The organism is Rhodoferax sp., assembly GCF_034519335.1.
GTDB lineage: Bacteria > Pseudomonadota > Gammaproteobacteria > Burkholderiales > Burkholderiaceae_C > Allorhodoferax.
This window is the reverse complement of sequence record NZ_JAXHOL010000030.1, coordinates 31,227-56,289: the sequence shown is the minus strand read 5'-3', so window position 1 is coordinate 56,289 and position 25,063 is coordinate 31,227. Positions and strand designations below refer to the sequence as shown.

The following is a 25,063-nucleotide window of genomic DNA, read 5'->3' as shown; positions in this document are numbered from 1 at the left end:
AAATCAGGAGCTGCTTGCGCATATTCCATAAGGGCTAGAGGCCAAAATAATGTGCAAATGAGGGCGTGGCGGCGGTTCATGGGCGGCTCCGGCTTGGTGTTGCGGTAGTGGGCTGGGGCTGCAAATGGCCCAGCGGCAACGCGCTGCTGGCCTTCACCTCGCCCAGCGAGAAGCTGGTGTGCAGGTCTTTCACATTCGGCAGGTTGATCAACACCTCGCGCGCAAACTGGCTGAAGCTGTTCAGGTCCCGGCTCACCACCTGTAGCTCAAAGGTGCCGGTGCCGCTGATGTAGTGGCAGCTGATGACCTCGGGAATCTGGCGGATGGCCTCTTCCAGTTCGTGCAGCACGTCGCCACTGTTGCGGTTGGCGTCCAGCCGCACAAACGCCAGCACACCCAGGCCCATCTTGTGGCGATTGATCTCGGCGCGGTAGCCAGTGATGAAGCCGCTTTCCTCCAGCGCCTTCACACGGCGCCAGCAGGGCGCAGCACTCAGGCCGACGCGGTTGGCCAGCTCAGCGTTGCTCAGGCGGCCATCATTCTGCAGTTCGTTCAAGATGGCCAGATCAAATCGGTCAAGTGTTTCCATAAACGTCATTATGGAGAAAGATTCATTCTTTGAAAGCTGTATTCAGGGCAAAGAACGCAAAGACATATCCGCGGCACAGGCCTACACTTTGCCCAACAAAAACACGGAGACACGCACCATGAATGCACCCCTCAACCGGGACCTGCCCGAGCACATCCGCACGGCGCTGGACACGGTCACCCTCGACGACAAATACGCACTGGACTACGGTCGCGCCTTCATGAGCGGGGTGCAGGCCCTGGTCAAACTCCCCATGCTGCAGCGCGTGCGCGACCAGCGCCTGGGCAAAAACACGGCCGGCTTCATCAGCGGCTACCGCGGCTCCCCGCTGGGCACCTACGACCAGTCGCTGGTCAAGGCCGAGAAATACCTGCAGGCCCACCACATCCACTTCCAGCCCGGCGTCAACGAAGAGCTGGCGGCCACCGCGCTGTGGGGCACACAGCAGCTGGGCTTTGCCCCGCCCGGCAGCAACAAATATGACGGCGTGTTTGGCATCTGGTACGGCAAGGGCCCGGGCGTGGACCGCTGCTCCGACGTCTTCAAGCACGCCAACATGGCGGGCACCACGCCCTGGGGCGGCGTGATTGCGGTGGCGGGGGATGACCACATCTCCAAGAGCAGCACCGCCGCGCACCAGAGCGACCACATCTTCAAGGCCTGCGGCACGCCGGTGTTCTTCCCGGCCAATGTGCAGGAAATCCTGGACCTGGGCCTGCACGCCTTTGCCATGAGCCGTTTCTCCGGCGTCTGGGCCGGTATGAAGACGATCCAGGAAATCGTCGAATCCAGCTCCACGGTGATGATCGACCCCGACCGCGTGGTGACGCGCCTGCCCGCCGACTTTGTGCTGCCGCCCGGCGGCCTGCACATCCGCTGGCCCGACCATGCGCTGGAGCAGGAAGCCCGGCTGATGGACTACAAGTGGTACGCGGCGCTGGCCTACATCCGCGCCAACCGGCTGAACTACAACGTCATCGAAGGCAAAAACGACCGCTTCGGCATCATCGCCAGCGGCAAGGCCTACAACGACACGCGTCAGGCCCTGGCCGATCTGGGGCTGGACGACGCGACCTGCCAACGCATCGGCATCCGCCTGCACAAGGTGGGTGTGGTCTGGCCGCTGGAGGCACAGCTCACGCGCGAGTTCGCCACCGGTCTGCAAGAGATTTTGGTGGTGGAGGAAAAGCGCCAGGTCATCGAATACCAACTGAAGGAAGAGCTCTACAACTGGCGCGCCGATGTGCGCCCCACGGTGCTGGGCAAGTTCAACGAAGTGGAAACGCCCGACCACTACGGTGCGGGCGGCGAATGGTCCATGCCCAACCCCATGGCCAACACGCTCTTGCGCGCCAATGCCGACCTGTCGCCTGCGCTCATCGCACGCGCCATCGCCCAGCGCATCAAGAAGCTGGGGCTGGACGCCGACACCAGCGCCCGCATCGACGCGCAGATGGCGATCCTGGAAGCCAAAGAGCGTGCCATGCATGTGATCGAGCTGTCCGGCAGCAAGGGTGCAGACCGCCAGCCCTGGTTCTGCTCGGGCTGCCCGCACAACACCAGCACCAAGGTGCCCGAAGGCTCGCGCGCCATGGCCGGCATTGGCTGCCACTTCATGACCATCTGGATGGACCGCAGCACCGACGGCTTTACGCAAATGGGCGGCGAGGGCGTGCCCTGGGTGGGCCAGCAGCCCTTCACCAATGAGAAGCACATCTTCGCCAACCTGGGCGACGGCACCTACTTCCACAGCGGCCTGCTGGCGGTGCGCCAGAGCATTGCCGCAGGTGTGAACATCACCTACAAGATTCTCTACAACGACGCCGTCGCCATGACGGGCGGCCAGCAGGTGGGCGAACGGCCCGAAGGGCACTCCGTGGTGCAGATCGCCCAGAGCATGCGCGCGGAAGGTGCGGTCAAGATCATCATCGTGACCGATGAGCCGGACAAGTACGACGACGTGCAGGGCCTGCCTTCAGGTATTGCCATCCAGCATCGCGACACACTGGACGCGGTGCAGCGCGAGTTCCGCGAGATCAAGGGCACCACGGTCATCATTTACGACCAAACTTGCGCCACCGAAAAACGCCGCCGCCGCAAGCGCGGCAGCCTGGTGGACCCGGCCAAGCGCGTGGTCATCAACGAGCTGGTGTGCGAGGGCTGCGGCGACTGCGGCGTGCAGAGCAACTGCATGAGCGTGGAGCCGCTGGAGACCGAGTTTGGCCGCAAGCGCCAGATCAACCAGAGCACCTGCAACAAAGACATTTCCTGCGTCAAGGGCTTTTGCCCCAGCTTTGTGACGGTGGAGGGCGGCAGCCTCAAGAAAGCCGCCAAGCCCAAGGCTGGCGATAGCAATAACGCCTGGCCGTCTCTGCCCGACCCGGTGTTGCCCGAGCTAGCCACGGCCATCGGCGGCGTCTGGGGCACCATCGTCGCCGGCGTGGGCGGCACGGGCGTCATCACCATCGGCCAGCTGCTGGGTGTGGCTGCGCACTTGGAGGGCAAGGGCATCGTCACGCAGGATGCGGGCGGCTTGGCCCAGAAGGGCGGTGCCACCTGGAGCCACGTGCTCATTGGCGTCAGCCAGGATGCCATCCGTACCACCCGCGTGGGCATGGCCTCGGCCGACTTGGTGCTGGGCTGCGACCCCATCGTCGTGGCGGGCAAGGAAACCCTGGTGCGTATGCGCCCCGGCCGCACCCATGTGGCACTCAACACCAACAGCGCGCCCACGGCCGCGTTTGTGAAGAACGCCAACTGGACCAACCCGGGCGAGCAGTGCGTGGCCGACATCGCCAAGACTGTGGGCGAATCCAATTTGGGTGTCTTTGATGCCGACGCAGCCGCCACCCAGCTGCTGGGTGACAGCATCTACACTAACCCCATGATGCTGGGCTACGCTTGGCAAAAGGGCTGGATCCCGCTGGGCTTGGCGTCGCTGATGCGCGCTATCGAACTCAACGCCGTGGCCGTGGCGAATAACAAGGCGGCGTTCGAGTGGGGCCGCCGCGCCGCCGTGGACTGGCCGGCTGTCCAGCGGGCTATCAACCCCGGTCAGGTGGTTGCATTTACGCCGCGTCAGCACCAGTCGCTGGATGCCATGGTGAGCAAGCGGGTGGAGTTTCTGACCGGCTACCAAAACGCGGCTTACGCCCAGAGTTATGCCGATTTTGTGGCCAAGGTGCGTGCCGCCGAGGCATCCGCAGTGGGTGGTGAAAAGCAGCCTCTGACAGAGGCCGTGGCCCGTTACCTGTTCAAGCTCATGGCCTACAAGGATGAGTACGAGGTAGCCCGCCTGCACACCGACACGGCCTTCCGCGCCAAGCTGGAGGGCATGTTTGAGGGCGACTTCAAGCTGGCCTACCACCTCGCACCGCCACTGCTGGCACGCAAAAACGACAAGGGCGAGCTGCAGAAGATGCGCCTGGGCGGCTGGATGCGCCCCGTGTTTGGCGTGCTGGCCTCGCTCAAGGGCTTGCGCGGCACGGCGCTCGACGTGTTTGGCTACACCGCCGAGCGCCGCGAGGAGAGGGCCCTGATTGGCGAGTACCGCCAGGTCATCGAATCCCTGTTGCCCACCCTGGGCGAAGGCAACCGCGATGCCGCCGCCGCTTTTGCCCGAGTGCCCGAGCAGATTCGCGGTTATGGCCACGTTAAGGCCCGGCATCTGAAGGCAGTACGTCTGCAATGGACCGTGCTGCTGGAGCAATACCAGCAAACGCCGACTGTCAATCAAGCCCAGGCTGCCTAGGGCCTTGCCCGCCCAGCCCGGGCGGGCCTTCACCCCCGCTTACAATGGCCGGTTGCTCGCCTTGGGGCGGCATGGCCGTGCGCGGCTGTCCCCTGGGGCGAAGCGCCTTTGTAATTTGACCCATTTTGTGGAGTTAGCCTGTGTTCATTTCTTCTGCCTTTGCCCAAACTGCCCCCGCTGCTGCTGGTGGCGACATGCAATCCACCCTGATGAGCATGCTGCCCCTGGTGCTGATGTTTGTGGTGTTGTACTTCGTGATGATCCGCCCCCAGATGAAGAAGCAGAAAGAGCACCGCGCCATGCTGGATGCCCTTGCCAAGGGTGACGAGGTGGTGACTGCTGGTGGCGTGCTGGGCAAGGTAGCCAAGCTGGGTGACAGTTACGTCGGCCTGGAAGTGGCCAGCGGTGTGGAAGTTCAGATCCAGCGCAGTGCCGTGGTGCAAGTGTTGCCCAAGGGTTCCATCAAGTAATTTCTCTCAAAGCGACGCGCGATCATGAACCGTTATCCGGTATGGAAGTACGCGATCATCTTGATCGCGCTCGTGGTGGCTGGGCTGTATGCCCTGCCTAACCTGTTTGGTGAAGCACCTGCGGTACAGGTTTCTCCTGCCAAAGCGATCTTGAAGCTGGACGCGGCCTCCCTGGCCAGGGTAGAAGAAGTGCTCAAGGGGGCCGGCCTCAGTCCTGATGCCATCAGCCTGGAAAATGGCTCCATTAAAGCCCGTTTTTCCGACACCGACGCCCAGCTCAAAGCCAAGGATGCTTTGCAAAAAGCCCTGAATCCCGACGCAACAGACCCCGTCTATGTGGTGGCACTTAACCTGCTGTCCCGCTCCCCGGCATGGCTCACTTCCATGCGTGCGTCGCCCATGTATTTGGGGCTGGATTTGCGCGGTGGTGTGCACTTCATGCTGCAGGTGGACATGCAAGCGGCGCTCACCAAGAAGGCCGAGTCTCTGTCGGGTGATATTCGTAGCACCTTGCGTGAAAAGAATGTGCGTCACAGCGGCATTGCCCGCAATGGCCAGAGTATTGAAATCCGTTTCCGCGATGCAGCAACGGCCCAAGCCGCCAAGCGCATCATCCAGGACCAGTTTGCAGATCTGGATACGGTTGAAAGTGCTGAAGGCACCGACGTCAAGATGGTCGCGACCATCAAGCCCGTGGCCGCGCGCACAGTGCAAGAACAAGCGCTCAAGCAAAACATCACCACCCTGCACAACCGCATCAATGAGTTGGGGGTGGCCGAACCAGTGATCCAGCAGCAAGGCTTGGACCGTATCGTGGTGCAGCTGCCTGGCGTACAAGACACTGCCAAGGCAAAAGACATTCTGGGTCGTACCGCCACGCTGGAAATCCGCTTGGTGGACGAAGGGTCGGAAGCGCGTGCCGCCGAGTCGGGTGCGGGGACTGTGCCTTTTGGATCTGAGCGGTACCTGGAGCGGAGCGGCCAGGGCGTGATTGTTAAAAAGCAGGTCATCCTGACGGGTGAAAACTTGACCGACGCCCAACCCGGTTTTGACAGCCAAACCCAGGAACCCACGGTCAATCTGTCGCTGGATGCCAAGGGCGCCCGGATTTTTCGTGACGTAACGCGGGAAAACATCAACAAACGCATGGCCATCATCTTGTTTGAAAAGGGCAAGGGTGAGGTGGTGACTGCGCCGGTAATTCGCTCTGAAATCGGCGGTGGGCGTGTGCAAATCTCGGGTCGCATGACGACGACCGAAGCCGCCGATACCGCCTTGTTGTTGCGTGCAGGTTCACTGGCCGCACCCATGGAAATCATCGAAGAGCGCACCATAGGCCCGAGCCTGGGGGCTGAAAATATTGCCAAAGGCTTTAACAGCGTGACTTGGGGCTTTGTCGCTGTGGCAGTTTTCATGTGTTTCTATTACATGTTGTTTGGCGTGATCTCCAGCGTGGCGCTGGCGTTCAACTTGCTGCTACTGGTGGCTGTGTTGTCGATGCTGCAAGCAACGCTGACCCTGCCCGGCATGGCGGCGATGGCCCTGGTTTTGGGTATGGCGATTGATGCCAACGTGCTCATCAACGAACGCGTGCGTGAAGAGCTGCGCAATGGGGCGTCCCCGCAAGCGGCGATTCATGCCGGATATGACCGCGCGTGGGCCACCATCATCGACTCCAATGTCACGACACTGATCGCCGGTTTGGCCCTGCTGGCCTTTGGCTCCGGCCCGGTGCGTGGCTTTGCCGTGGTGCACTGCTTGGGTATTTTGACTAGCATGTTCTCGGGCGTCTTCTTCTCCCGGGGAGTGGTGAATTTGTGGTACGGTCGTCAAAAGAAGCTCAAGAGCGTGTCCATTGGCACCGTGTGGCGTCCTGATGCAGGCCATCAGGTCACGACCAACTAAAGGTAAAGAGCATGGAATTCTTCAAAATCCGCCGCGACATTCCATTCATGCGCCATGCACTGGTGCTGAATCTGGTGTCGCTGGTGACGTTTATCGCTGCTGTTTTCTTCCTCTTTTCGCGTGGCCTGCATCTCTCGGTGGAATTCACCGGTGGCACGCTGATGGAGGTGAGCTATTCCCAGCCAGCAGATCTGAACAGTGTGCGCAGCACGCTCGACCAACTGGGGATCAAGGACGTCCAGGTTCAGAACTTTGGCACGGCCCAAGATGTGCTGATCCGCATGCCGGTTCAAAAAGGCACGACCTCGGGCCAACAAAGTGATGCCGTGATGGTTGCCCTCAAGGTCGCGGATGCTTCTGCCACGATGCGACGCACGGAGTTCGTCGGCCCTCAGGTGGGCGACGAACTGGCGGCGGACGGGCTCAAGGCCCTGGCGTTCGTGGTGGTGGGCATCATGGTTTACTTGGCTATCCGGTTCGAGTGGAAGTTTGCCGTAGCGGCCATCATTGCCAACCTGCACGACGTGGTCATCATCCTGGGGTTTTTCGCTTTCTTCCAGTGGGAGTTCTCGCTGCCGGTGCTGGCTGCTGTGTTGGCCGTGCTCGGCTACTCAGTGAACGAATCGGTCGTGATTTTTGACCGGATTCGGGAAAACTTTCGCCGCTTTCGCAAGATGAATTCCGAAGAAATCATCAATAACGCGATTACCTCCACGATCAGCCGAACCATCATCACCCACGCCTCTACCCAGATGATGGTGCTGTCCATGCTGCTGTTTGGTGGCGCTACCCTGCACTACTTTGCCTTGGCGCTCACGATTGGCATTTTGTTCGGCATCTACTCCTCGGTTTTTGTGGCTGCATCGATCGCCATGTGGCTGGGTATTCAGCGGGAGGATTTGGTCAAAGGTGGGCCGAAGAAAGAAACCGACCCCAATGACCCCAACGCTGGCGCGACGGTTTAAGCTGTAGCCATGGCCACTTCACCCGCTTTGACTCCCCGTTTGCAGCTTGCTCGCGCCTTGCGCGAGCGTTTTCTGGCGGAAGCCGGCAAAGCGGCAGTGGAGATCAGCGCAGCGGTACAGGAGCGGCTGACCACCCTGATGGATGAGTTGGTCAATGCGCGCGAGTCCCAAACGCGGCGTGATACGTGGATGGCCTACAAGCGTTGTCGCCCCCTGTGGGTTGACGGCACCATGAAAGTATGGCGCGAATGCCTGGATCCACCCAAGCAAAAGAAGGCCACCGGGCTCGAGGCCGCAGGTCTTGAGCTAGTCGGTACAGAGGTCGTAGAAAACAAGATTTTGGCCTCACGCTTGGTGCTGGCTGTGAATGAGAAGGTACTGCCTCAGCTGGACGACTTGAGGGTGCGCATCCGCTTCCTGGAGAATCTGGAAGACCTCGAAGGCAATGATTTGCTGCGGCCCGAGGTGTTGGTGCTGCTGATGGTGGAGCAGTGGGCCCAGTCAGGCATGCCTGCGGAATCCTGGCCCATGGTGAACGAGGTGGTGCAGAAGCTGCTGATTGAACGCTTGATCGTGGCCTATAAGAATGCCAATGAGCTGCTGATCAGCAAGGGCGTGATGCCCACCATTGAGTTGAAAGACCGTGTGAAAGCGCCGGTGCGTGCGCCGCAGCGTCCACGTCCACCGCCCGGAGCCCCCGGCATGGGGCAGCCACCTGCGGAGATTTCACCCAGCGGGTATGGCGATGTGGGTTACGGCACCAACCCCGGCGGCAACTACGCACAGGCCTACGCGCCGACCGGCCATGCCGGTCTGGGCGGTGGCGCGCCTCATGCCGGTTCGTATGGTGGCGCAAGCATGGAAAATGGTGGCCAGTCTGGCCCTGCTGGCGGTGGGTATGCCCAGGGCTACGGCGCTACGCAACAAGCGGGCACGGACGCTGGTGGCGGCGGTGCTGCCGCAGCTGGCCCGCGTTCAGGGGGCGGTTTCTTTGGTGGGCGTTTGGGCTGGGGAGGCGGTACGTCTGCCCCGGCAGCGGGACCAGGCCCGTCTGGGCCGCAGGCAGTTTCATCTTCATCACCCACACCTTTTTGGCGCCAGTCATCAGGCTCCAATAGCGTGCCGGGCAATGCCTATGGTGCTGGGGAAGAGACTCGAATGCTCACAGCCACCACGCCTATTGCGCGGGCCCGCAGCCGCGCCCAGGGGGTAATCGGTCAAATTCGGCGCTTGTTTGTGAGCCACGGCGGTGGTGATTTCAGCGGGACGGCCCACCATGCGCCGTCCCCTGCACTGGCTGCGGCGATTGCTCCCGGCGCAGCCAACATGGTGTATGCCCCCGGTGGCACCATGTACGAAGACTACAGCCCAGCCGGTGTTGCCCGGGTGGCGGGCGACTTGCGCGAAAAGTCGAGCGAGCTCAAAAAGAAGGCAGAGACCAAAGGCGAGAAAGCCACGATTGAGATTGTGGCGCTGATGTTTCAGGCGATCCTGGCCGAGGAGCGTATTCCGCCAGGCATCCGCGTCTGGTTTGCGCGCCTGCAAATGCCGGTGCTGCGTGTGGCCCTCGAAGACCCCGATTTTTTTGGCACAGCCGACCACCCCGCGCGCCAGTTGATTGACCGTATGGGGTCATGCGTCATGGGGTTTGATGCTTCGGGCGTGCAGGGCGGTGCGATGGAAACCGAAATCAAGCGCATCGTCCAAGTTATCGAGCAATACCCCGAGACTGGCAAAAAGGTTTATCAGATCGTGTTTGAGGAGTTCCAGAAATTCCTCTCCAAGTTCCTGACCGAAAAAGGCGCGAACCAAAAAGTCGTCAGTGTGGCCCAGCAGGTGGAGCAAAAAGAAACCTTGGCCATCCAGTACACCATTGAGATGCGCAACATGTTGAAAGACATGCCGGTGCGCGACGAAATCCGGGACTTTCTGTTCAAGGTTTGGGCCGAAGTATTGGCTGTAGCGGCGGTGCGCAAAGGCCCGCAGCACGCAGACACCTTGGTGCTCAAAAAGTCCGCCACCGATTTGATCTGGGCGGCCAGTGCCAAGCCTAACCGTGCGGACCGGGCCAAAGTCATCCAGGATTTGCCCAACTTGTTGTTGCGCCTGCGCTCAGGGATGACGCTGCTGGCCATGGCCCCCAGCGAACAGGAGAGTCAGGTCAAGCGCATCAGTGATACCTTGGCCGACGCTTTCATGTCGAAAACCCAGGCGATTCCGCAGGCCCAAATCGATGCCATGGCGCAGCGCTTGGGCAATCTGGAAGACTTTGTCTCCGAAGATGGCATGGGTGATTTGCCACTCGATGCTGAGAGTATTGAGATGATGCTTGGCATTGACGCCTCGGCCATCGAGGTGGTGGCCAATGGCGGATCCAAGCCGACAGCGGCCATGCTGGCGTGGGCACAGGAGTTGCAGCTTGGGTCCTGGTTCACGCTGGACCACAACAACCAGATCACGCAGGTGCAGTTCGCTTGGCGCAGTGACCGCAAGCACCTGAACCTGTTTGCATCCAGTGCCGGTAAAAGTTACTTGATCCAGGGTGGCCGGTTGGCGGCCTATCTCCAGGCAGGCTTGTTGTTGCCACAAGAGGAAGAGGCTCTGACTGTGCGCGCTACACGCGACGCGCTGGCCAAACTGGAAGCCAACCCCGAGCGTTTGCTGGCCTGACGGCTTGCCACAACGTCGGCCTTGGCAGGGCCCGAAAGGCAGGCCGCCCTAGTGGGCCACCCGTTCGTTGGCATCGTCACATAGCTCGTCCAGCACCAACGCATCGGGCTCCAAACCAAAGCTCCAGAACACCATGAGGATGATGACCTTGAGGTCATCCAGTGCGACCGGCGCTCCCGGCGCCGCCATGGCGCGGTCCAGCACCACTTCGCGCAAGTGGGCAGGCAGCACCCCTGCCCACTCTAGGAAGCGTATGAAACCCAGGCACTGGGTGCCCAGGTGGTTTTGCTCATAGGAAGGGTAAATGCGCACACTGGTAGCCAATGGCTGGCGCAACCACGGCTCCGCCGCGACGTTAGCGGCTGCTTCCAGGGTTTCGGGGACGCGGGGGCGCGCGCTGCGGGCGGCACTGTTCAGGCCCTGGAGCCAAGCCAGCGCATCCTCGATTTCGTCCGACTCAAAGCCAACAGCACTGAGCTTGCGTTGCAGGTGGGCGGGTTCGGGGCAGCCCTCGTCCGCGTAGTAGTTTTCGTAAACGAAAGCGAGCACTTCAAACATGTGGGCCAATATAACGCAGAAAAATGCCCTGCACGTTTGCAATGCAAACTGCCCTGCTTTTCCGGCGTTTAGCTCTGCGCCAGGCGCTGGAACAGGCTGCCAGGCAGGCGCGCCACATGCCCCTGCAATTCCAAGCCCATCAGCAAGGCCTGCAGTGTGGGGGTGTCCAGCCCGGTGCGGGCTTGCAAGGCGTCCAGACCCGCCGGTTCAAACGCCAGTGCATCCAGCAGGGAGCGTTCAAGGCCAGAAATGCTGTTGGAGGCCGCAGTATCGGCGCCAGCAGCTACTGAATTCATAGCGATTTCAGCACCAATCGGGAGTGCAAATTCTTCCAATATGTCTTGGGCACTTTCCACCAGCTTGGCCCCTTGCTTGATCAGCGCATGGCATCCGCGTGCCTGTGTTGCATGGATGGAGCCAGGAATGGCAAACACATCTTTGCCCTGTTCAACTGCCAGCCGGGCGGTGATAAGCGAGCCGGACTGCAAGGCGGCTTCAACGACCAGCGTGGCATGGGAAAGGCCAGAGATGATGCGGTTGCGTTTGGGGAAATTAGCCGACAGCGGTGGGGTGCCCAACGGGTATTCGCTGATCAGTAGCCCTTGCTGGGCGATCTTGTGCGCCAGCTGGAAATGGGCTTTGGGGTAGACACGGTCCAGGCCAGTACCAACAACGGCAATCGTGGCCAATTGGTCCGGCGCGGCACCCTCAAGAGCCCCTTCGTGCGCGGCCCCGTCAATACCCAAGGCCAAGCCGGACACAACGGTCAGTCCTGCCTGCGCCAATGTTTGGGAGAACTGACGCGCGTTAGCCACGCCTTGGGCGGTGGGGTTACGGCTTCCAACCACGGCGATGCTGCTGGGGGCGCTCTGCCCCCAACCCTGCTGCAGGTGATCGGCATCCCCCATGGCATACAGCAGGAGGGGAGGATCCTCTGTATCCAGCAGTGCTGCGGGGTAGCAGGGGTCGCCCAATGTCAGCACATGGCGCTGTTGCGGGTTTTGCGACAGCCATTCCCAAGTGGTGTTGAACTGAACGGTCAACTCGGCAGGAGTCTGGCGCAAGCTGTCGGCCTGTTTGGCGCTGACACAAACCTCCAGTTGCGATGCACTTTGCGCAAAAATCTCTTGGGGCAAGCCGAAGCGGGCGAGCAGTCTGCGGCCACTGCTGCTGCCCACCCCCGGGGTGAGCAGCAAACGCAGCCAAGCAGAAAGTTCGTCGCGCTCCACGGACGAAGGCGCAGTCGGGTTACCGGGCGTTTGCCTCAGCGTGGGTTGACCAAGCGGTCGCCCACACGCACGCTGTCGGTGATTTCCAGAATCAGCGCGTAAGACACGCGATCAAACGTGCGAAACACCATGAGCAGGCCGTTGCGCTCGTTGGGCAGTTTCATGAGTGGTCGGGTCGGGTCAGTCTTGTCCATGATGCGCTGGCCGTCTTTCAGAATGGCCAGCACATGCCCTGCTTCCATGCCATCTTGGGTGCCCCGGTTGATGGCGACCACCTGGCTTTGTCCTGCGTTAATCACGGCACTACCGTACACCGACACGATGCGTGCCTCGACAGTTTGCGTGGGGGCGTGGGGTGTGTAGGTTGCCAAATCGCGAGCGGGTTCGGGCAACATGCGGTCGCCGACCCGGATTTCCTCTTTGGCTGACACGATGTCGATGGTCGCAGGGACCACTGCGCTCTCGGGTTGACCTTTTGCACCCAGCACCTCACCGGTGGTCTCGCTGCGAATCAACTGGGCCTTGCCGATGTACTGCGCCTCGTAACCCAGTATTTCGCCGGTGCCGGGGTCCTTGAGCGGGGTCGCATTGCGGAAGAGCCGAAACAGCTGCTGCTTGGCCTGGTCGTCCATGAGCGGTGCACCGTTAGAGCCGCGTGCATAGGCCCGGTCACCGCGGGTGAGCAGCACGCGTTCTTCCTGGGTGGCTACGATGCGGGGCGCGGCTTGCAGTTCGTTGGCATCCACAATCAAGGGCTCTGCCAAAAAGGCCTCGATGACTCGGCTTTTCAAGGCGGGCAGGGCCAGATCAGCCAGCGCTTCATAACGGGTGCGCGGTGTCACCCGAATGGTGTCAGGGGTGGCGCCATCACCACTGCTGCCCGCTACACGCAGGGTGGCCTTGTCACCCAGGCGCTCCAGTAGCAGTACTTGACCAGGGTAGATGCGGTGTGGGTTTTTGATGTCGTTGAGGTTCATGCCCCACAGCTCGGGCCAGCGCCAGGGGCTCTTCAGGAACAATTTCGAGATGTCCCACAGGGTGTCGCCACTTTTGACGGTGTATCTGTCCGGGGCGTTGGGCGCCAGTTCGCTCAGCGGCACGCCTTTCTGGGCGACGTCGTTGGCGGTTTGTTTTTGGGCTGCGGAGATTGGGAAGTTCTGCGCCCAAGCGCCGGAGCCTGCCAAGGTGCCGGCCAATACGGCCATAGCGGCAATCGCCACGCGGGATTTCGCCATCAGGTGTGTCGTCATAAGGTGCGAATCGGTGAAAGAACTTGATAATTTACGCGCGATTTTGCGCTCAAGCCCTTGATTCGGCAACGTTTTTGGCCTGTTGGCAGTGCAAGCAATCGTAAAAGTGGCGAAAATAGCCACATCTTTTAGGCAGTTCCCATGGCTTTACTCCCGATTCTTTGTTACCCCGATCCCAAACTCCATACCGTGGCCAAACCTATTGCTGCGGTGGACGCACGCATCCAGCAGCTGGCTGCGGACATGCTGGAGACCATGTATGACGCCAAAGGCATTGGCCTGGCGGCCACACAAATCAATGTGCACGAGCGGCTGATCGTCATCGACGTCTCGGAAGAGCGTGACCAGCCCATGGTGCTGATCAATCCTGAGCTGGTCTGGACCAGCCCCACCACCCACCTGAATGAGGAGGGCTGTCTCTCGGTTCCTGGCATTTACGATGGTGTGACCCGCTTTGATGCGGTGCATGTGAAGGCACTGGATGAGAAAGGTAATAGCCGCGTGATCGAAGCCGATGGTCTGCTGGCTGTCTGTGTGCAGCACGAGATGGACCACCTGATGGGCAAGGTGTTTGTCGAATACCTCTCACCGCTCAAGCGCAATCGCATCAAGACCAAGATGATCAAGGCGCAGCGCGAGGAATCGCGCTAGGTGGTCGCCGCAGCCGGCCAGGCCGCGCGGCCCCTGCGCGTCATCTTTGCCGGTACGCCGGAATTTGCACGTGTGGCGCTGGAGCGGCTGCATGCCGCTGGCCACACCATCGCCCTGGTGCTGAGCCAGCCCGATCGCCCAGCCGGGCGTGGCATGAAGCTGCAGGCCTCCGCCGTTAAGCAATTTGCGCTGGACCACGCCGTGCCTGTGGCCCAGCCGCGTAGCCTGCGTCTGGACGGCAAATACCCCGAAGACGCTGCTGCGGCACGCCAAGCCATTGCCGATGCGCAGGCCGACGTGATGGTGGTGGCCGCCTATGGCCTGATCCTGCCGCAGTGGGTGCTGGATGACATGGCGGCCGAAGGGAAATTGGGCTGTCTGAATATTCACGGCTCGTTGCTGCCCCGCTGGCGCGGTGCGGCGCCTATCCACCGGGCCATTGAAGTGGGCGATGCCGAGACTGGCGTCACCATCATGCAGATGGATGTGGGGCTGGATACCGGCGACATGCTGCTCAAGCAGGCCCTGCCCATTCTGGACACGGACACCACGGCCACGCTGCATGACAAGGTGGCCGACTTGGGCGCCGACATGGTGGTGCAGGCGTTGGACCTGGCTGCCCAAGGCGCACTGCGGCCGGTGAAACAGCCCGACGCCGGCGTGACCTACGCCCACAAGATCGAGAAGCACGAAGCGCCCATCGACTGGCGGTTGGACGCAGCTACTATCGTGCGCCGGGTGCGTGCCTTCAATCCCTTTCCGGGCGCCAGCACGGTGCTGAATGGGGAGCTCATCAAGGTCTGGGGGGCGCAGGTGGCGCAGGGCATCCAAGCCGCTGATTTTGGTCAAATTGTGGCTGTAGCCTCCGAAGGTATTGCGGTGGCAGCTATGAATTCCATAGCAATTTTGACGGAGCTCCAACGCCCCGGCGGCAAGCGCCTGCCAGCGGCAGAGTTCCTGCGCGGTTGCCCGCTGCAAGTGGGCCAGCGTTTTGAGCTGCCTGCGCCGCTTGAGGCGACCTGATGTTTTTCCTGCGCAGCAACTACACGCACCCCGAATTTCGCCGCGGTTTTCAGGACATGCTGGGCGTGGCGCCCGGCATTGCGGCCTGGGGGCTGATGACGGGCGTGGCCATGGTCAAGTCCGGCATGAGCACGGTGGAGGCGCTGTTCATGGCACTCACCGTGTTTGCTGGCAGTTCGCAACTGGCTGCCATTCCGCTGCTGATGGCGGGCGCGCCCGCCTGGGTGGTGCTGGTGACCGGGTTTTGCGTCAACCTGCGCTTTGTCGTGTTCAGCGCGCACATGCGCCCCTACCTCATGCACCTGCCGCGCTGGCAGCGCCTCATCACGGGCTATCTGTCGGCCGACCTGACCTATGTGCTGTTTGTGAAGCAGTTCGCCCAACCGGCCACCGACGAGGCCGGGCGCAACGCACAAATGGCCTACCTCGCCGGCAACGGCGGCATCAACTGGTTCAGCTGGACCAGCAGCAGCGTGCTGGGCGTGGTGCTGGCGAACTTTGTGCCCACGTCCTGGGGCTTGGGCTTTGCTGGCATTCTGGCCCTGGTGGGCATGATGGCTTCGCTGGCCACCAGCCGCCTGCGTTGGGTCTCGGCCGGTGTGGCCGGGGCGGCAGGCGTCGCCGCCTTTGCGCTGCCGCTCAAGCTCAACATCCTGGTGGCGATTGCCGTGGCGGTGGCTGTGTGCCTGTTGCTGGACAAGCGCCCAGATACCTCGCACCCGCCCCACCACCCCACGCCGCAACCGCCCAAGGAGCCTGCATGAGCCTGGACAGTTTCTTTGTCGGCAGCACCGACGGCTGGACCCTGCTGACCACGGCTGGCTTGGCTTGCGTGACCGTGATTGCGCGCTCCTTCTTCTTTATCACCGACAAAGACTGGTCGCTGCCCGTCTGGGCCCAGCGTGGCCTGCAGTACGCGCCGATTGCGGCCCTGTCGGCAGTGATCGTGCCCGAGATCGTGATGTCGCAGGGCCAGATCATCCAAACGCTCAAGGACGCGCGGCTCTACGCTGTGGCGGCGGGACTGGCCTTTTTTGTCTGGCGCCGTGGCGCCGGGCAGGCGGTGCTGGGCACCATCGCCTCGGGCATGGCGGTCTACTTGCCTTTGCATATTGGCCTAGGCTGGTAGGCTGTCAGTAGTCTGCTGGTGCCGGAGCGGTTGGGCTATGCGTTTTGCTCCGTGTCCCCCGCCCTACGGCTCATCGCCTGCAGGCTCCTCCTTGACCTCCGCAAAACGCATAGCCCAACCACTCCTGCGGAATGTTGTCGTATCGCGCGTCCACCCCGGGGGGGGGGTTTGGGGAAGCAGGGGGAAATTCCTCGCTGACGCTGGTACGTACCAAACCCGCAGTCCACACCCCTACAATTCGGGCAAATTTTCAACAAGGCTGCTCCATGAATGTCATCCGTTTTTCTGATCTGTGCGCCCAAGGCAAAGTGGCTGGCAAACGTGTCTTCATCCGTGCCGACCTGAACGTGCCGCAAGACGATGCCGGCAACATCACCGAAGACACGCGTGTGCGCGCCAGCGTGCCCTGCATCCAGATGGCGCTGGACGCCGGAGCCGCCGTCATGGTCACCAGCCACCTGGGCCGCCCTACCGAAGGTGAATTCAAGCCTGAAGATTCGTTGGCCCCAGTAGCCAAGCGCATGGGCGAACTCATGGGCCGCGAGATCACCGTGGTCGCCCACTGGACCGACGGCGTGGACGTCAAACCCGGCCAACTGGTCATGCTGGAAAACTGCCGCGTCAACAAGGGTGAGAAAAAGAACAACGAAGAACTGGCCAAGAAAATGGCGGCGCTGTGCGACATCTTTGTGCACGACGCCTTTGGCACCGCCCACCGCGCCGAAGCCAGTACCTACGGCATCGCCCAGTTCGCGCCTATTGCCTGCGCCGGCCCACTGCTGGCCGCAGAAATGGACGCCATTTCCAAAGCTTTGCTGGCGCCCAAGCGTCCGCTGGTAGCCATCGTCGCTGGCTCCAAGGTCTCGACCAAGCTCACCATTCTGAAGAGCCTGGCCGAAAACGTGGACCAGCTGATCGTGGGCGGTGGCATTGCCAACACCTTTATGCTGGCCGCCGGCCTGAAGATCGGAAAGAGCCTGGCTGAGCCCGACCTGCTGGACCAAGCCAAGGCCGTGATTGAGGCCATGAAGGCGCGTGGCGCGGCCGTGCCCATTCCCACCGACGTGGTGACTGCCAAGACCTTTGCTGCTGACGCTCCCGCCACCATCAAGGCCGCGACCGATGTGGCCGATGACGACTTGATTCTGGACATCGGCCCACAGACCGCGCAGGCCCTGGCCGACCAGCTCAAGAAGGCTGGCACCATCGTCTGGAACGGCCCTGTGGGCGTGTTCGAGTTCGCCGCGTTCGAGAACGGCACCAAAGTGATTGCCCAAGCCATCGCTGAATCCAGCGCCTTCTCCATCGCCGGTGGTGGTGACACGCTGGCCGCGATTGCCAAGTACGGCATCGAGAAACAAGTGGGTTACATCAGCACCGGTGGCGGTGCATTTTTGGAAGTGCTGGAGGGCAAGACCCTGCCCGCGTTCGAGATTTTGACCCAGCGCGCCGCCAGCTAATTTGCTATCTAATTCATAGCTGCTCGCGCAATAACCGTGAGCTTCAGAGGCACTTTTTGGCACCAAGGCCGGGAAGTGCCTTTTGCATGGGCTACGCGCTAAAGCGGCGCCGGCGTGGTGTCCAGGCTGGCGTGGCGCACCACGCCGCGGCCAGCGTCTTTGGCCTGCTGTAGCTGTGCGCTGGCCAAGTCCAGCAGATCGCGGGCCTGGCCGTTGTGGGGGCTCACGCGGGTTCCCAGTCCCACGCTGACTGACACCATCCTGCCACTGCCATGTGGCAGGCCAAGCTGGCGCACGCGGCGCTCCATCTCCTGCGCCAAGGCCCGTGCGTCCTCATGCGAGGTATCGGGCAACAGGCAGGCAAACTCCTCCCCGCCAAAGCGTGCAACGACATCGGCGGGGCGGCGCAGCACGGACTTCAGCGTCACCGCAATCAGGCGCAGGCAGTCGTCTCCCGCCTGGTGGCCATGGCGCTCGTTGTAGGCGCCAAAGTTGTCTACATCCAGCAGCACCAGTGACAGGGACAGGCCGCTGCGCGCGGAACGTGCCCATTCGGTGGCCAGCTGCTGGTCGAAGTAGCGGCGGTTGAAGACGCCCGACAGGCCATCCAGCAGCACCAGCTTCTTGAGCAGATCGGCCTGGAACTTCAGCGTCAGGTGGGTGTGCACGCGGGCGCGCACCACGGCCGGATTGATGGGCTTGGCGATGAAGTCCACAGCACCCAGACCCAGGCCATGGGTTTCCTGGCCGGCGTCAGCCCGCGCCGTGACCAAGATGATGGGAATGTGGGCCGTAGCTTCCTGCCCTTTGAGTTGGCGGCAGACGGCAAACCCGTCCATGCCGGGCATCAGCACATCGAGCAACACCAAGTCGGGCGGGTCGCTGTGGCATACCGCCAGCGCCTGTTCACCCGAGGTGGCCATGAATACCTGGTAGTCCCCGCCAAAAGCCTGCACCAGCAACTGGATGTTGTCCGGCTGGTCGTCCACCACCAAGAGTTTGGGCTTGCCGTGCGTGCTGTCCAGCAGCGCAGCAGTATGGGTGGCGGGGGCTTTCATGGGGTGGCGGAGAACGTGAATCAGGCGGGCGACCATTCAACCACAGCCCCCCGGTTTGCGCCCCCCGGGCTTACCCCGCTTGTCCCTTTCTTGTGCCTCCCATGTAACCAAGGTACAAACAAGCGTGTGAAAATAGGTAACTCACTCTAGGAGACAGTTTCATGCCCCGTCGCGCCACCAAAATCGTTGCCACCCTCGGACCCGCCTCCAGCGACCCCGCTCTGCTGGAGCAAATGATCCGTGCCGGCGTCAACGTGGTGCGACTGAACTTCAGCCACGGGAAAGCCCAGGACCATATCGACCGTGCCCGCCTTGTGCGCGAAGCTGCACAACGCGCCGGTCGCGAAGTGGCCATCATGGCCGACCTGCAGGGCCCCAAGATCCGCGTGGGCAAGTTTGCCGAAGGCAAGGTCTTCCTGGAGCCCGGCCAAAAATTTATTCTGGACGCCGCCCGCGTAGAGCTGGGTGACATCGACGCCGTGGGCCTGGACTACAAGGCCCTGCCTGCTGAAGTCAAGGCCGGTGATGTGCTGTTGCTCAACGACGGACTGATCGTCATCACGGTGGATGCTGTCAAGGGTGAGCAAGTGCACACCACGGTCAAGCTCGGTGGCGAGTTGTCCAACAACAAAGGCATCAACAAGCAGGGCGGTGGCCTGACCGCCCCTGCGCTGACCGGCAAGGACATGGAAGACATCCGCACCGCGATGAGCTTCCAGGCCGACTACGTGGCCGTTAGCTTCCCCAAAAATGCCACCGACATGGAAATGGCGCGCCAGCTCTGCAATGTGGCGGCTGCGGAATACAACCACAAGCCCGGCCTGATCGCCAAGATCGAGCGCGCTGAGGCGATCCCCAAGCTGCTGGAGATTTTGCTGGCCTCCGACGGCATCATGGTGGCCCGCGGTGACCTGGCCGTGGAAGTGGGCAATGCTGCGGTCCCGGCGCTGCAAAAGCACATGATCAAGCTGGCCCGTGAGCACGACAAGGTGGTGATCACCGCCACACAGATGATGGAATCCATGATCACCAACCCCGTGCCCACGCGCGCCGAGGTGAGCGACGTGGCCAACGCCGTGCTGGACGGCACCGACGCCGTGATGCTGTCGGCCGAAACTGCGGCCGGTAAATACCCGCTGGAAACGGTGATCGAAATGGCCAAGATCTGCTTGGCCGCCGAAGGCAGCGAGCACGTCAAGCTGGATGCCGATTTCACCGGCAAAACCTTCACCCGCATCGACCAGTCCATTGCCATGGGCGCGCTGTTCACGGCCCACCACCTGGGTGCCAAGGCCATCGTGGCCATGACCGACAGCGGCAGCACCGCCTTGTGGATGAGCCGCCACCTGATCCATGTGCCGATCTACGCGCTCACGCCCAAGGTCAGCACCCAGCGCAAGATGACGCTGTACCGCAATGTGCGCCCGCTGCTGATGGGCACCAGTGCCGACCGTGACACCGCGCTGATGGACGCCGAGAAGCACCTGAAGTCCCGCAGCATCGTGCAAAAGGGCGACATCTACGCCATCACCTGCGGCGAGCCCATGGGCGCCCCCGGTGGCACCAATATGCTCAAGATCTGCGCGGTGAATTAAGCCGGTCGCTGGTGGTGCCAACTGCTGCAATCTGCAAGGGGGCTTCGGGCCCCTTTTTGCTGGCTGTTGCGGGTTAACCCTGACGGTTAGAATCGCGCAACGGTAAAAAGTTACCAAGCGGTTACCAAAACCGCGCTGCGAGTTTTTAACTTCCTGGGGATATCCATGGCACTCGTCTCGATGCGTGAGCTTCTTGATCACGCGGCAACGCACAACTACGCGATTCCGGCGTTCAACGTCAACAACCTGGAGCAAGTCCAGGCCATCATGGAGGCCGCCAAAGAGACCGGCGCCCCCGTGATCATGCAGGCCAGCGCCGGCGCCCGCAAATACGCCGGTGAATACTTCCTCAAGCACCTGATTCAGGCCGCGGTCGACAGCTACCCCACCATTCCCGTGGTCATGCACCAGGACCACGGTTCCAGCCCCTCCGTGTGCCAGGGCGCGATCGACCTGGGCTTCAGCTCCGTGATGATGGATGGTTCATTGGAAACCGATGGCAAGACGATTGCCAGTTACGACTACAACGTGGAAGTTACTCGCAAGGTGGTGGATATGGCCCACAAGCTGGGTGTATCGGTCGAAGGCGAACTGGGCTGCCTGGGCTCGCTGGAAACCATGAAGGGCGACAAGGAAGACGGCCACGGCACCGACGCCACCATGACCCGTGAACAGCTGCTGACCGACCCCGAAGAGGCGGCTGACTTTGTGCGGCGCACGCAGGTGGACGCGCTGGCGATCGCCATCGGCACCAGCCACGGCGCCTACAAGTTCACCCGCCAGCCCACGGGCGACATTCTGGCCATTGAGCGCATCAAAGAAATCCACGCCCGCATCCCCAACACCCACTTGGTGATGCACGGCTCCAGCGCGGTGCCGCAAGACCTGCTGGCCGCCATCAACCAGTACGGCGGCAAGATGGCCCAGACCTGGGGCGTGCCGGTGGAAGAAGTGCAGCGCGCCATACCGTTTGGTGTGCGCAAGGTCAACATCGACACCGACATCCGCATGGCCATGACCGCTGCGGTGCGCAAATTCCTGTTTGAAAACCCCGAGAAGTTCGATGCCCGCGAATGGCTCAAGCCCGCCCGCGAAGCCGCCAAGCAGCTCTGCAAGCAGCGCTACATCGAGTTCGGCTGCGAAGGCCAGGCTGCCGGCATCAAGGGCCACAGCCTGCAGGTGGTGGCAGGGCAATATGCCCGTGGTGAACTGGCGCAGGTCGTTCAGTAAATCGTGCCCCCACGCTCCGCCGCTGCGCGGGTCGCTGCCCGCCGAGGGGGCTGATCCCCCTTGAGACGGCCCGGCGGGGAATCGCCCTCCGACCTCAGCGATCACCGAACTTGCGATAATCAAGGGCTCTGCTTCCTGTGTGGGAGGCAGAGCCCTTTTACTTGTTGGATGCCATGACCTCAGCTTTGCACACCTCCGCTCTGTCCCTTCCCCTGCTTGCCCGTGGCAAGGTGCGTGACAACTACGCCGTGGGCGACGACCGCATCCTGATGGTGGCAAGTGACCGCCTGTCTGCGTTTGACGTGATCATGGGCGAGCCCATCCCCGGCAAGGGCGTGCTGCTGACGAAAATGGCCTTGTTCTGGTTTGAGAAGCTGGGCAAGAACGGCGCCAACATATGCCCCAACCACCTGACCGGCGAAGCGCCCGAAAGCGTGGTGCTGCCCTCCGAGGTGGCCCAGGTCACCGGCCGCTCCATGCTGGTCAAGCGCCTCAAGCCCATCCCGGTTGAGGCCGTGGTGCGTGGCTACCTGGCCGGCAGCGGCTGGAAGGAATACCAGGAGAACGGCGCCGTGTGCGGTGTGCCGCTGCCCGCCGGTTTGCAAAACGCCAGCAAGCTGCCTGAGCCCATCTACACCCCCGCCGCCAAGGCCGCTGTGGGCGACCACGATGAGAACATTACGTTCGAAAAAACCGTGGAGATGATTGGCCTGGACCTGGCCACCCGCATCCGCGACATCAGCATCCAGATCTACAAGACCGCCGCCGCGTTTGCGCTGACCAAGGGCATCATCATTGCCGACACCAAGTTCGAATTCGGCCTGGACAAGGACGGTACGCTGGTGCTCATGGACGAGGTGCTGACGCCCGACTCCAGCCGCTACTGGCCGCAGGAAAGCTACCAGGTCGGCACCAACCCGCCCAGCTACGACAAGCAGTTTGTGCGCGACTGGCTGGAAGCGGCCTTGGTGGACGGCAAGCCCTGGGACAAGACGCCACCCGCACCCCGCGTGCCGCGCGAGGTGATCGAGAAAACCGCCGCCAAATACCAGGAAGCCCTGACGCGCCTGACCGCCTGATTCAGAAGGTTTTAGGGCTCTAGGCCCGCGCAGATACTGCGCAAGCAGCTATCGATTTGGTAGCGTTTTCTCAGCATGCCGGGTGTAACAACCCGGTACCACCACGCCCAGCGCGTGGCGCCCAACAATCGGTTTCCCATCTACAACGAGGAGACTGACATGGCGGGCAAGAAAATCCTGATGATTTGCGGTGACTACTGCGAAGACTACGAAACCATGGTGCCGTTCCAGGCGCTGCTGGCGGTGGGCCACACGGTGCACGCCGTGTGCCCCGACAAAAAGGCGGGCGACCACATCAAGACCGCCATCCACGACTTTGAGGGCGCGCAGACCTACAGCGAAAAGCCCGGCCACAACTTCACCCTGAACGCCACCTTTGCCGAGGTGCAGGCCAGCAGCTACGACGCGCTGGTGATTCCCGGCGGCCGCGGCCCCGAGTACCTGCGCACCTACCCCGCCGTGGTGGCGGCGGTGAAGCACTTCTTTGATGCCAACAAGCCGGTGGCCGCGGTGTGCCACGGCGCACAGCTGCTGGCTGGCGCCGGTGTGCTCAAGGGCCGTACCTGCTCGGCCTACCCGGCCTGCCGGGTGGAGGTGGAGATTGCCGGCGGCACCTATGCCGACATTGCCATCGATGCGGCCCACACCGATGGCAATCTGGTATCGGCCCCCGCCTGGCCCGCGCATCCAGCCTGGATTGCGCAGTTCCTGGCGCTGCTGGGTACACGTATTTCCCATTGACGCCCTGGGGGCGGGCCCGCACCATGCGGGCAGCCCTCAGAGGAGACCGCCCATGTGCCAAGTGTTCATCAGCGCCGACCCCACCCTTTATGAGAGCCGCGCCCGCTCGGTGCGGCTGCACGGCGTGGCCACCAGTATCAAGCTGGAGAACCTGTTCTGGCGTGTGCTCGACGAAATTGCCACACGCGACGGCATGACCGTACCCCAACTCTGCACCAAGCTCTACGACGAGCTGGTGGAAGAGCGTGGTGAGGTGGACAACTTTGCGTCCTTCCTGCGCGTGTGCTGCGGCCGCTACCTGGCGCTGCAGCTCAGCGGTGGTATTCCACAAGACGTCGGCATCCCGATTGCCAGCCTCAATGCCCAGCGTGTGCTGGCCACCGAGCGCCAGGCCGTGCTGCACACCGGTCTGCACGTGCGCGCGGCCTGAGAGGTACACACCTGACGTGCTCAGGGCGTAGCTTCGACGGCTGTGACGATGTAAGCGCCGTCTTTCAACTCCGCACTGAAGCGCACCTTGTCGCCTGCCTTTGCCTTCTCCAGCAGGGCGGGGTCGCGTGCCTGGAACACCATCGTCATCGGCGGCATGTCCAGGTTCTTGATTTCGCCGTGTTTGATGGTGATTTTGCTGGCGGCCTTGTCGACTTTGCGGATCTCGCCGCTGCTCATCTCGCTGGCCTGCGCCCACGCGCCGCTCGCGCCAAGGGTGCTGATGAGCAAGGTGGCAACAAGGTTACGGGCGTTGTGTAAACGGTTCATGGCGTGTCCTTATCGGTAGCTTTGGTAGATGGACGTAGCGCCGCCCTTGGCGACCAGCAGTACGTCATAGGCGTCTTTGCGGCCTTGGTAGATGGCGCCGTCCATGCCGGGCGAGCCTATTGGCATGCCCGGCACGGCCAGACCCAGGGCTTTGGGCTTCTCGCGCAGCAGGCGCAGAATCTCCTTGGCCGGCACATGCCCTTCAATGGCATAGCCTGCCACTTCGGCGGTATGGCAGGAGCCCAGGGCTTCAGGCATGCCCAGGCGCTTGCGTGTGGCCGCATTGCCGATGTCCTGTACGGTGACCTTAAAACCGGCCTGCTCCAGATGCGCCACCCAGTCTTTGCAGCAGCCGCAGTTCGGGTCTTTCCAGACCTGGACGGTGGTGCGCTCTTTGGCGGCCCATGCGGGCAGGGCTAGAACGGCCAGCCCAGCGCCCAGTGCCATACGGCGCGACATCGGTTGCGCGTTCATGGCTTGCTGCCCACAGCCACAGTGCCCTTCATGCCCGCCTCGTAATGGCCTGCGTGCAGGCAGGCAAAGTGGACCGTTCCCGCCTTGGTGAACTGCCAGATCACCTCGCCCGTTTTTCCGGGTGCCAGACTCACCAGGTTGGGCTCGTCATGCTCCATTTCGGGGAACTTCAGCATCTGCGCGTAGTGCGCTTTAAGGTCGGCCTCGGTGCCCAGGTTGAACTCGTGCTTGAGCTGGCCGGAGTTGGTGACTACAAAACGGATGGTTTCACCACGGCGCACCTGCACCGTGCTGGGAGTGAAGCGCATGGCATCCGTCATGTCGATGGCAATGGTGCGCGTGACCTTGGCCGCCACGCCGGGTTCTCCAATCGCGTCCGTGCCGTGGCCGCCAGCGTGGTTTCCGGAGGCAAATGTGCCACTAGAAACCGCCAATATTGCGCAAGCAGCTATCAATTTGATAGTGTTTTTCATGGGT

Annotated in this window: 23 protein-coding genes; 15 read left to right on the top strand and 8 right to left on the bottom strand. The window is 62.0% G+C overall.

Annotated elements, in window-relative coordinates; all coding sequences use genetic code 11:
- Positions 1 to 76: 76 nt before the first annotated feature.
- On the bottom strand, positions 77 to 589 hold the full coding sequence (locus U5O12_RS13185; RefSeq protein ID WP_322579081.1) for an Lrp/AsnC family transcriptional regulator: 513 nt from the start codon (positions 587 to 589) through the stop codon (positions 77 to 79).
- A gap of 118 nt (positions 590 to 707) precedes the next feature.
- On the opposite strand from U5O12_RS13185, the gene U5O12_RS13180 reads away from it, so the two are divergent.
- The 5 genes from U5O12_RS13180 (at position 708) to U5O12_RS13160 (ending at position 10,350) form a co-directional block, all read left to right on the top strand.
- Positions 708 to 4,340, top strand: a complete 3,633-nt coding sequence (locus U5O12_RS13180) for an indolepyruvate ferredoxin oxidoreductase family protein (RefSeq protein ID WP_322579080.1) — start codon at positions 708 to 710, stop codon at positions 4,338 to 4,340.
- A 140-nt stretch (positions 4,341 to 4,480) separates the two neighbouring features.
- Positions 4,481 to 4,810, top strand: a complete 330-nt coding sequence (gene yajC / locus U5O12_RS13175) for a preprotein translocase subunit YajC (RefSeq protein ID WP_094481464.1) — start codon at positions 4,481 to 4,483, stop codon at positions 4,808 to 4,810.
- A gap of 24 nt (positions 4,811 to 4,834) precedes the next feature.
- Positions 4,835 to 6,715 carry a protein translocase subunit SecD gene (secD, locus tag U5O12_RS13170; protein WP_322579079.1) on the top strand — a complete coding sequence of 627 codons (1,881 nt, stop codon included), beginning with the start codon at positions 4,835 to 4,837 and terminating at the stop codon, positions 6,713 to 6,715.
- A gap of 11 nt (positions 6,716 to 6,726) precedes the next feature.
- Entirely contained in the window at positions 6,727 to 7,680 is a 954-nt protein-coding gene (gene secF / locus U5O12_RS13165; RefSeq protein WP_322579078.1) for a protein translocase subunit SecF, read from the top strand.
- Positions 7,681 to 7,689: 9 nt separating this feature from the next.
- Positions 7,690 to 10,350, top strand: coding sequence for a DUF1631 family protein (locus tag U5O12_RS13160; protein ID WP_322579077.1), 2,661 nt, complete (start codon positions 7,690 to 7,692; stop codon positions 10,348 to 10,350).
- A 48-nt stretch (positions 10,351 to 10,398) separates the two neighbouring features.
- Here U5O12_RS13160 and U5O12_RS13155 read toward each other — a convergent pair whose 3' ends face one another.
- The 3 genes from U5O12_RS13155 to U5O12_RS13145 form a co-directional block, all read right to left on the bottom strand.
- A complete protein-coding gene (locus tag U5O12_RS13155; protein WP_322579076.1) occupies positions 10,399 to 10,908 on the bottom strand; it encodes a DUF494 domain-containing protein in 510 nt (169 codons plus the stop codon).
- A 68-nt stretch (positions 10,909 to 10,976) separates the two neighbouring features.
- Positions 10,977 to 12,137, bottom strand: a complete 1,161-nt coding sequence (gene dprA / locus U5O12_RS13150; RefSeq protein ID WP_322579075.1) for a DNA-processing protein DprA — start codon at positions 12,135 to 12,137, stop codon at positions 10,977 to 10,979.
- 35 nt (positions 12,138 to 12,172) lie between these two features.
- The gene (locus U5O12_RS13145; protein ID WP_322579074.1) at positions 12,173 to 13,387 is read right to left on the bottom strand and encodes a LysM peptidoglycan-binding domain-containing protein; all 1,215 of its coding nucleotides are present in this window, start codon (positions 13,385 to 13,387) and stop codon (positions 12,173 to 12,175) included.
- A 141-nt stretch (positions 13,388 to 13,528) separates the two neighbouring features.
- Here U5O12_RS13145 and def point away from each other — a divergent pair, with 141 nt between their 5' ends.
- The 5 genes from def (at position 13,529) to U5O12_RS13120 (ending at position 17,650) form a co-directional block, all read left to right on the top strand.
- Complete coding sequence (def, locus tag U5O12_RS13140) at positions 13,529 to 14,038, top strand: peptide deformylase (RefSeq protein ID WP_322579073.1); 510 nt, start codon at positions 13,529 to 13,531, stop codon at positions 14,036 to 14,038.
- Positions 14,039 to 14,071: 33 nt separating this feature from the next.
- On the top strand, positions 14,072 to 15,061 hold the full coding sequence (fmt, locus tag U5O12_RS13135; protein ID WP_322579182.1) for a methionyl-tRNA formyltransferase: 990 nt from the start codon (positions 14,072 to 14,074) through the stop codon (positions 15,059 to 15,061).
- On the top strand, positions 15,061 to 15,825 hold the full coding sequence (locus tag U5O12_RS13130; RefSeq protein ID WP_322579072.1) for an AzlC family ABC transporter permease: 765 nt from the start codon (positions 15,061 to 15,063) through the stop codon (positions 15,823 to 15,825). Before fmt ends, U5O12_RS13130 begins: the two co-directional genes overlap by 1 nt.
- Positions 15,822 to 16,190 (top strand): AzlD domain-containing protein, encoded by a 369-nt coding sequence (locus U5O12_RS13125; RefSeq protein ID WP_322579071.1) that lies wholly within the window; start codon positions 15,822 to 15,824, stop codon positions 16,188 to 16,190. The genes U5O12_RS13130 and U5O12_RS13125 overlap by 4 nt, the downstream gene beginning before the upstream one ends.
- Before the next feature lie 266 nt (positions 16,191 to 16,456).
- Entirely contained in the window at positions 16,457 to 17,650 is a 1,194-nt protein-coding gene (locus U5O12_RS13120) for a phosphoglycerate kinase (RefSeq protein ID WP_322579070.1), read from the top strand.
- Positions 17,651 to 17,748: 98 nt separating this feature from the next.
- Here the strand turns inward: U5O12_RS13120 and U5O12_RS13115 are convergent, their stop codons facing one another.
- Complete coding sequence (locus U5O12_RS13115; RefSeq protein WP_322579069.1) at positions 17,749 to 18,708, bottom strand: response regulator; 960 nt, start codon at positions 18,706 to 18,708, stop codon at positions 17,749 to 17,751.
- A gap of 161 nt (positions 18,709 to 18,869) precedes the next feature.
- On the opposite strand from U5O12_RS13115, the gene pyk reads away from it, so the two are divergent.
- From pyk to U5O12_RS13090, 5 genes are all read left to right on the top strand, one after another.
- A complete protein-coding gene (gene pyk / locus U5O12_RS13110) occupies positions 18,870 to 20,303 on the top strand; it encodes a pyruvate kinase (protein WP_322579068.1) in 1,434 nt (477 codons plus the stop codon).
- 165 nt (positions 20,304 to 20,468) lie between these two features.
- Positions 20,469 to 21,533, top strand: a complete 1,065-nt coding sequence (gene fba, locus U5O12_RS13105; protein ID WP_322579067.1) for a class II fructose-bisphosphate aldolase — start codon at positions 20,469 to 20,471, stop codon at positions 21,531 to 21,533.
- Positions 21,534 to 21,706: 173 nt separating this feature from the next.
- Positions 21,707 to 22,612 (top strand): phosphoribosylaminoimidazolesuccinocarboxamide synthase, encoded by a 906-nt coding sequence (locus U5O12_RS13100; RefSeq protein WP_322579066.1) that lies wholly within the window; start codon positions 21,707 to 21,709, stop codon positions 22,610 to 22,612.
- Between the two features lie 159 nt (positions 22,613 to 22,771).
- Positions 22,772 to 23,353, top strand: coding sequence for a DJ-1/PfpI family protein (locus tag U5O12_RS13095; protein ID WP_322579065.1), 582 nt, complete (start codon positions 22,772 to 22,774; stop codon positions 23,351 to 23,353).
- A 52-nt stretch (positions 23,354 to 23,405) separates the two neighbouring features.
- The gene (locus U5O12_RS13090; RefSeq protein ID WP_322579064.1) at positions 23,406 to 23,783 is read left to right on the top strand and encodes a ribbon-helix-helix domain-containing protein; all 378 of its coding nucleotides are present in this window, start codon (positions 23,406 to 23,408) and stop codon (positions 23,781 to 23,783) included.
- Between the two features lie 20 nt (positions 23,784 to 23,803).
- Here the strand turns inward: U5O12_RS13090 and U5O12_RS13085 are convergent, their stop codons facing one another.
- The 3 genes from U5O12_RS13085 to U5O12_RS13075 are packed head-to-tail and all read right to left on the bottom strand — an operon-like array spanning position 23,804 to position 25,059.
- The gene (locus U5O12_RS13085) at positions 23,804 to 24,112 is read right to left on the bottom strand and encodes a copper-binding protein (RefSeq protein WP_322579063.1); all 309 of its coding nucleotides are present in this window, start codon (positions 24,110 to 24,112) and stop codon (positions 23,804 to 23,806) included.
- A gap of 9 nt (positions 24,113 to 24,121) precedes the next feature.
- A complete protein-coding gene (locus U5O12_RS13080) occupies positions 24,122 to 24,586 on the bottom strand; it encodes a DUF411 domain-containing protein (RefSeq protein ID WP_322579062.1) in 465 nt (154 codons plus the stop codon).
- Complete coding sequence (locus U5O12_RS13075) at positions 24,583 to 25,059, bottom strand: cupredoxin family protein (protein WP_322579061.1); 477 nt, start codon at positions 25,057 to 25,059, stop codon at positions 24,583 to 24,585. The genes U5O12_RS13080 and U5O12_RS13075 overlap by 4 nt, the downstream gene beginning before the upstream one ends.
- Positions 25,060 to 25,063: the final 4 nt, after the last annotated feature.

What these genes read in the sequence shown, in the direction of transcription:
- U5O12_RS13145 (WP_322579074.1), bottom strand. Translation starts at nt 13,387, where the DNA reads ATGACGACACACCTGATGGCGAAATCCCGCGTGGCGATTGCCGCTATG.
- U5O12_RS13125 (WP_322579071.1), top strand. Translation starts at nt 15,822, where the DNA reads ATGAGCCTGGACAGTTTCTTTGTCGGCAGCACCGACGGCTGGACCCTG.
- secF (WP_322579078.1), top strand. Translation starts at nt 6,727, where the DNA reads ATGGAATTCTTCAAAATCCGCCGCGACATTCCATTCATGCGCCATGCA.
- fba (WP_322579067.1), top strand. Translation starts at nt 20,469, where the DNA reads ATGGCACTCGTCTCGATGCGTGAGCTTCTTGATCACGCGGCAACGCAC.
- U5O12_RS13090 (WP_322579064.1), top strand. Translation starts at nt 23,406, where the DNA reads ATGTGCCAAGTGTTCATCAGCGCCGACCCCACCCTTTATGAGAGCCGC.
- secD (WP_322579079.1), top strand. Translation starts at nt 4,835, where the DNA reads ATGAACCGTTATCCGGTATGGAAGTACGCGATCATCTTGATCGCGCTC.
- U5O12_RS13160 (WP_322579077.1), top strand. Translation starts at nt 7,690, where the DNA reads ATGGCCACTTCACCCGCTTTGACTCCCCGTTTGCAGCTTGCTCGCGCC.
- U5O12_RS13095 (WP_322579065.1), top strand. Translation starts at nt 22,772, where the DNA reads ATGGCGGGCAAGAAAATCCTGATGATTTGCGGTGACTACTGCGAAGAC.
- U5O12_RS13080 (WP_322579062.1), bottom strand. Translation starts at nt 24,586, where the DNA reads ATGAACGCGCAACCGATGTCGCGCCGTATGGCACTGGGCGCTGGGCTG.
- U5O12_RS13115 (WP_322579069.1), bottom strand. Translation starts at nt 18,708, where the DNA reads ATGAAAGCCCCCGCCACCCATACTGCTGCGCTGCTGGACAGCACGCAC.
- U5O12_RS13100 (WP_322579066.1), top strand. Translation starts at nt 21,707, where the DNA reads ATGACCTCAGCTTTGCACACCTCCGCTCTGTCCCTTCCCCTGCTTGCC.
- U5O12_RS13085 (WP_322579063.1), bottom strand. Translation starts at nt 24,112, where the DNA reads ATGAACCGTTTACACAACGCCCGTAACCTTGTTGCCACCTTGCTCATC.
- U5O12_RS13130 (WP_322579072.1), top strand. Translation starts at nt 15,061, where the DNA reads ATGTTTTTCCTGCGCAGCAACTACACGCACCCCGAATTTCGCCGCGGT.
- U5O12_RS13180 (WP_322579080.1), top strand. Translation starts at nt 708, where the DNA reads ATGAATGCACCCCTCAACCGGGACCTGCCCGAGCACATCCGCACGGCG.
- U5O12_RS13075 (WP_322579061.1), bottom strand. Translation starts at nt 25,059, where the DNA reads ATGAAAAACACTATCAAATTGATAGCTGCTTGCGCAATATTGGCGGTT.
- def (WP_322579073.1), top strand. Translation starts at nt 13,529, where the DNA reads ATGGCTTTACTCCCGATTCTTTGTTACCCCGATCCCAAACTCCATACC.
- pyk (WP_322579068.1), top strand. Translation starts at nt 18,870, where the DNA reads ATGCCCCGTCGCGCCACCAAAATCGTTGCCACCCTCGGACCCGCCTCC.
- U5O12_RS13120 (WP_322579070.1), top strand. Translation starts at nt 16,457, where the DNA reads ATGAATGTCATCCGTTTTTCTGATCTGTGCGCCCAAGGCAAAGTGGCT.
- U5O12_RS13185 (WP_322579081.1), bottom strand. Translation starts at nt 589, where the DNA reads ATGGAAACACTTGACCGATTTGATCTGGCCATCTTGAACGAACTGCAG.
- U5O12_RS13155 (WP_322579076.1), bottom strand. Translation starts at nt 10,908, where the DNA reads ATGTTTGAAGTGCTCGCTTTCGTTTACGAAAACTACTACGCGGACGAG.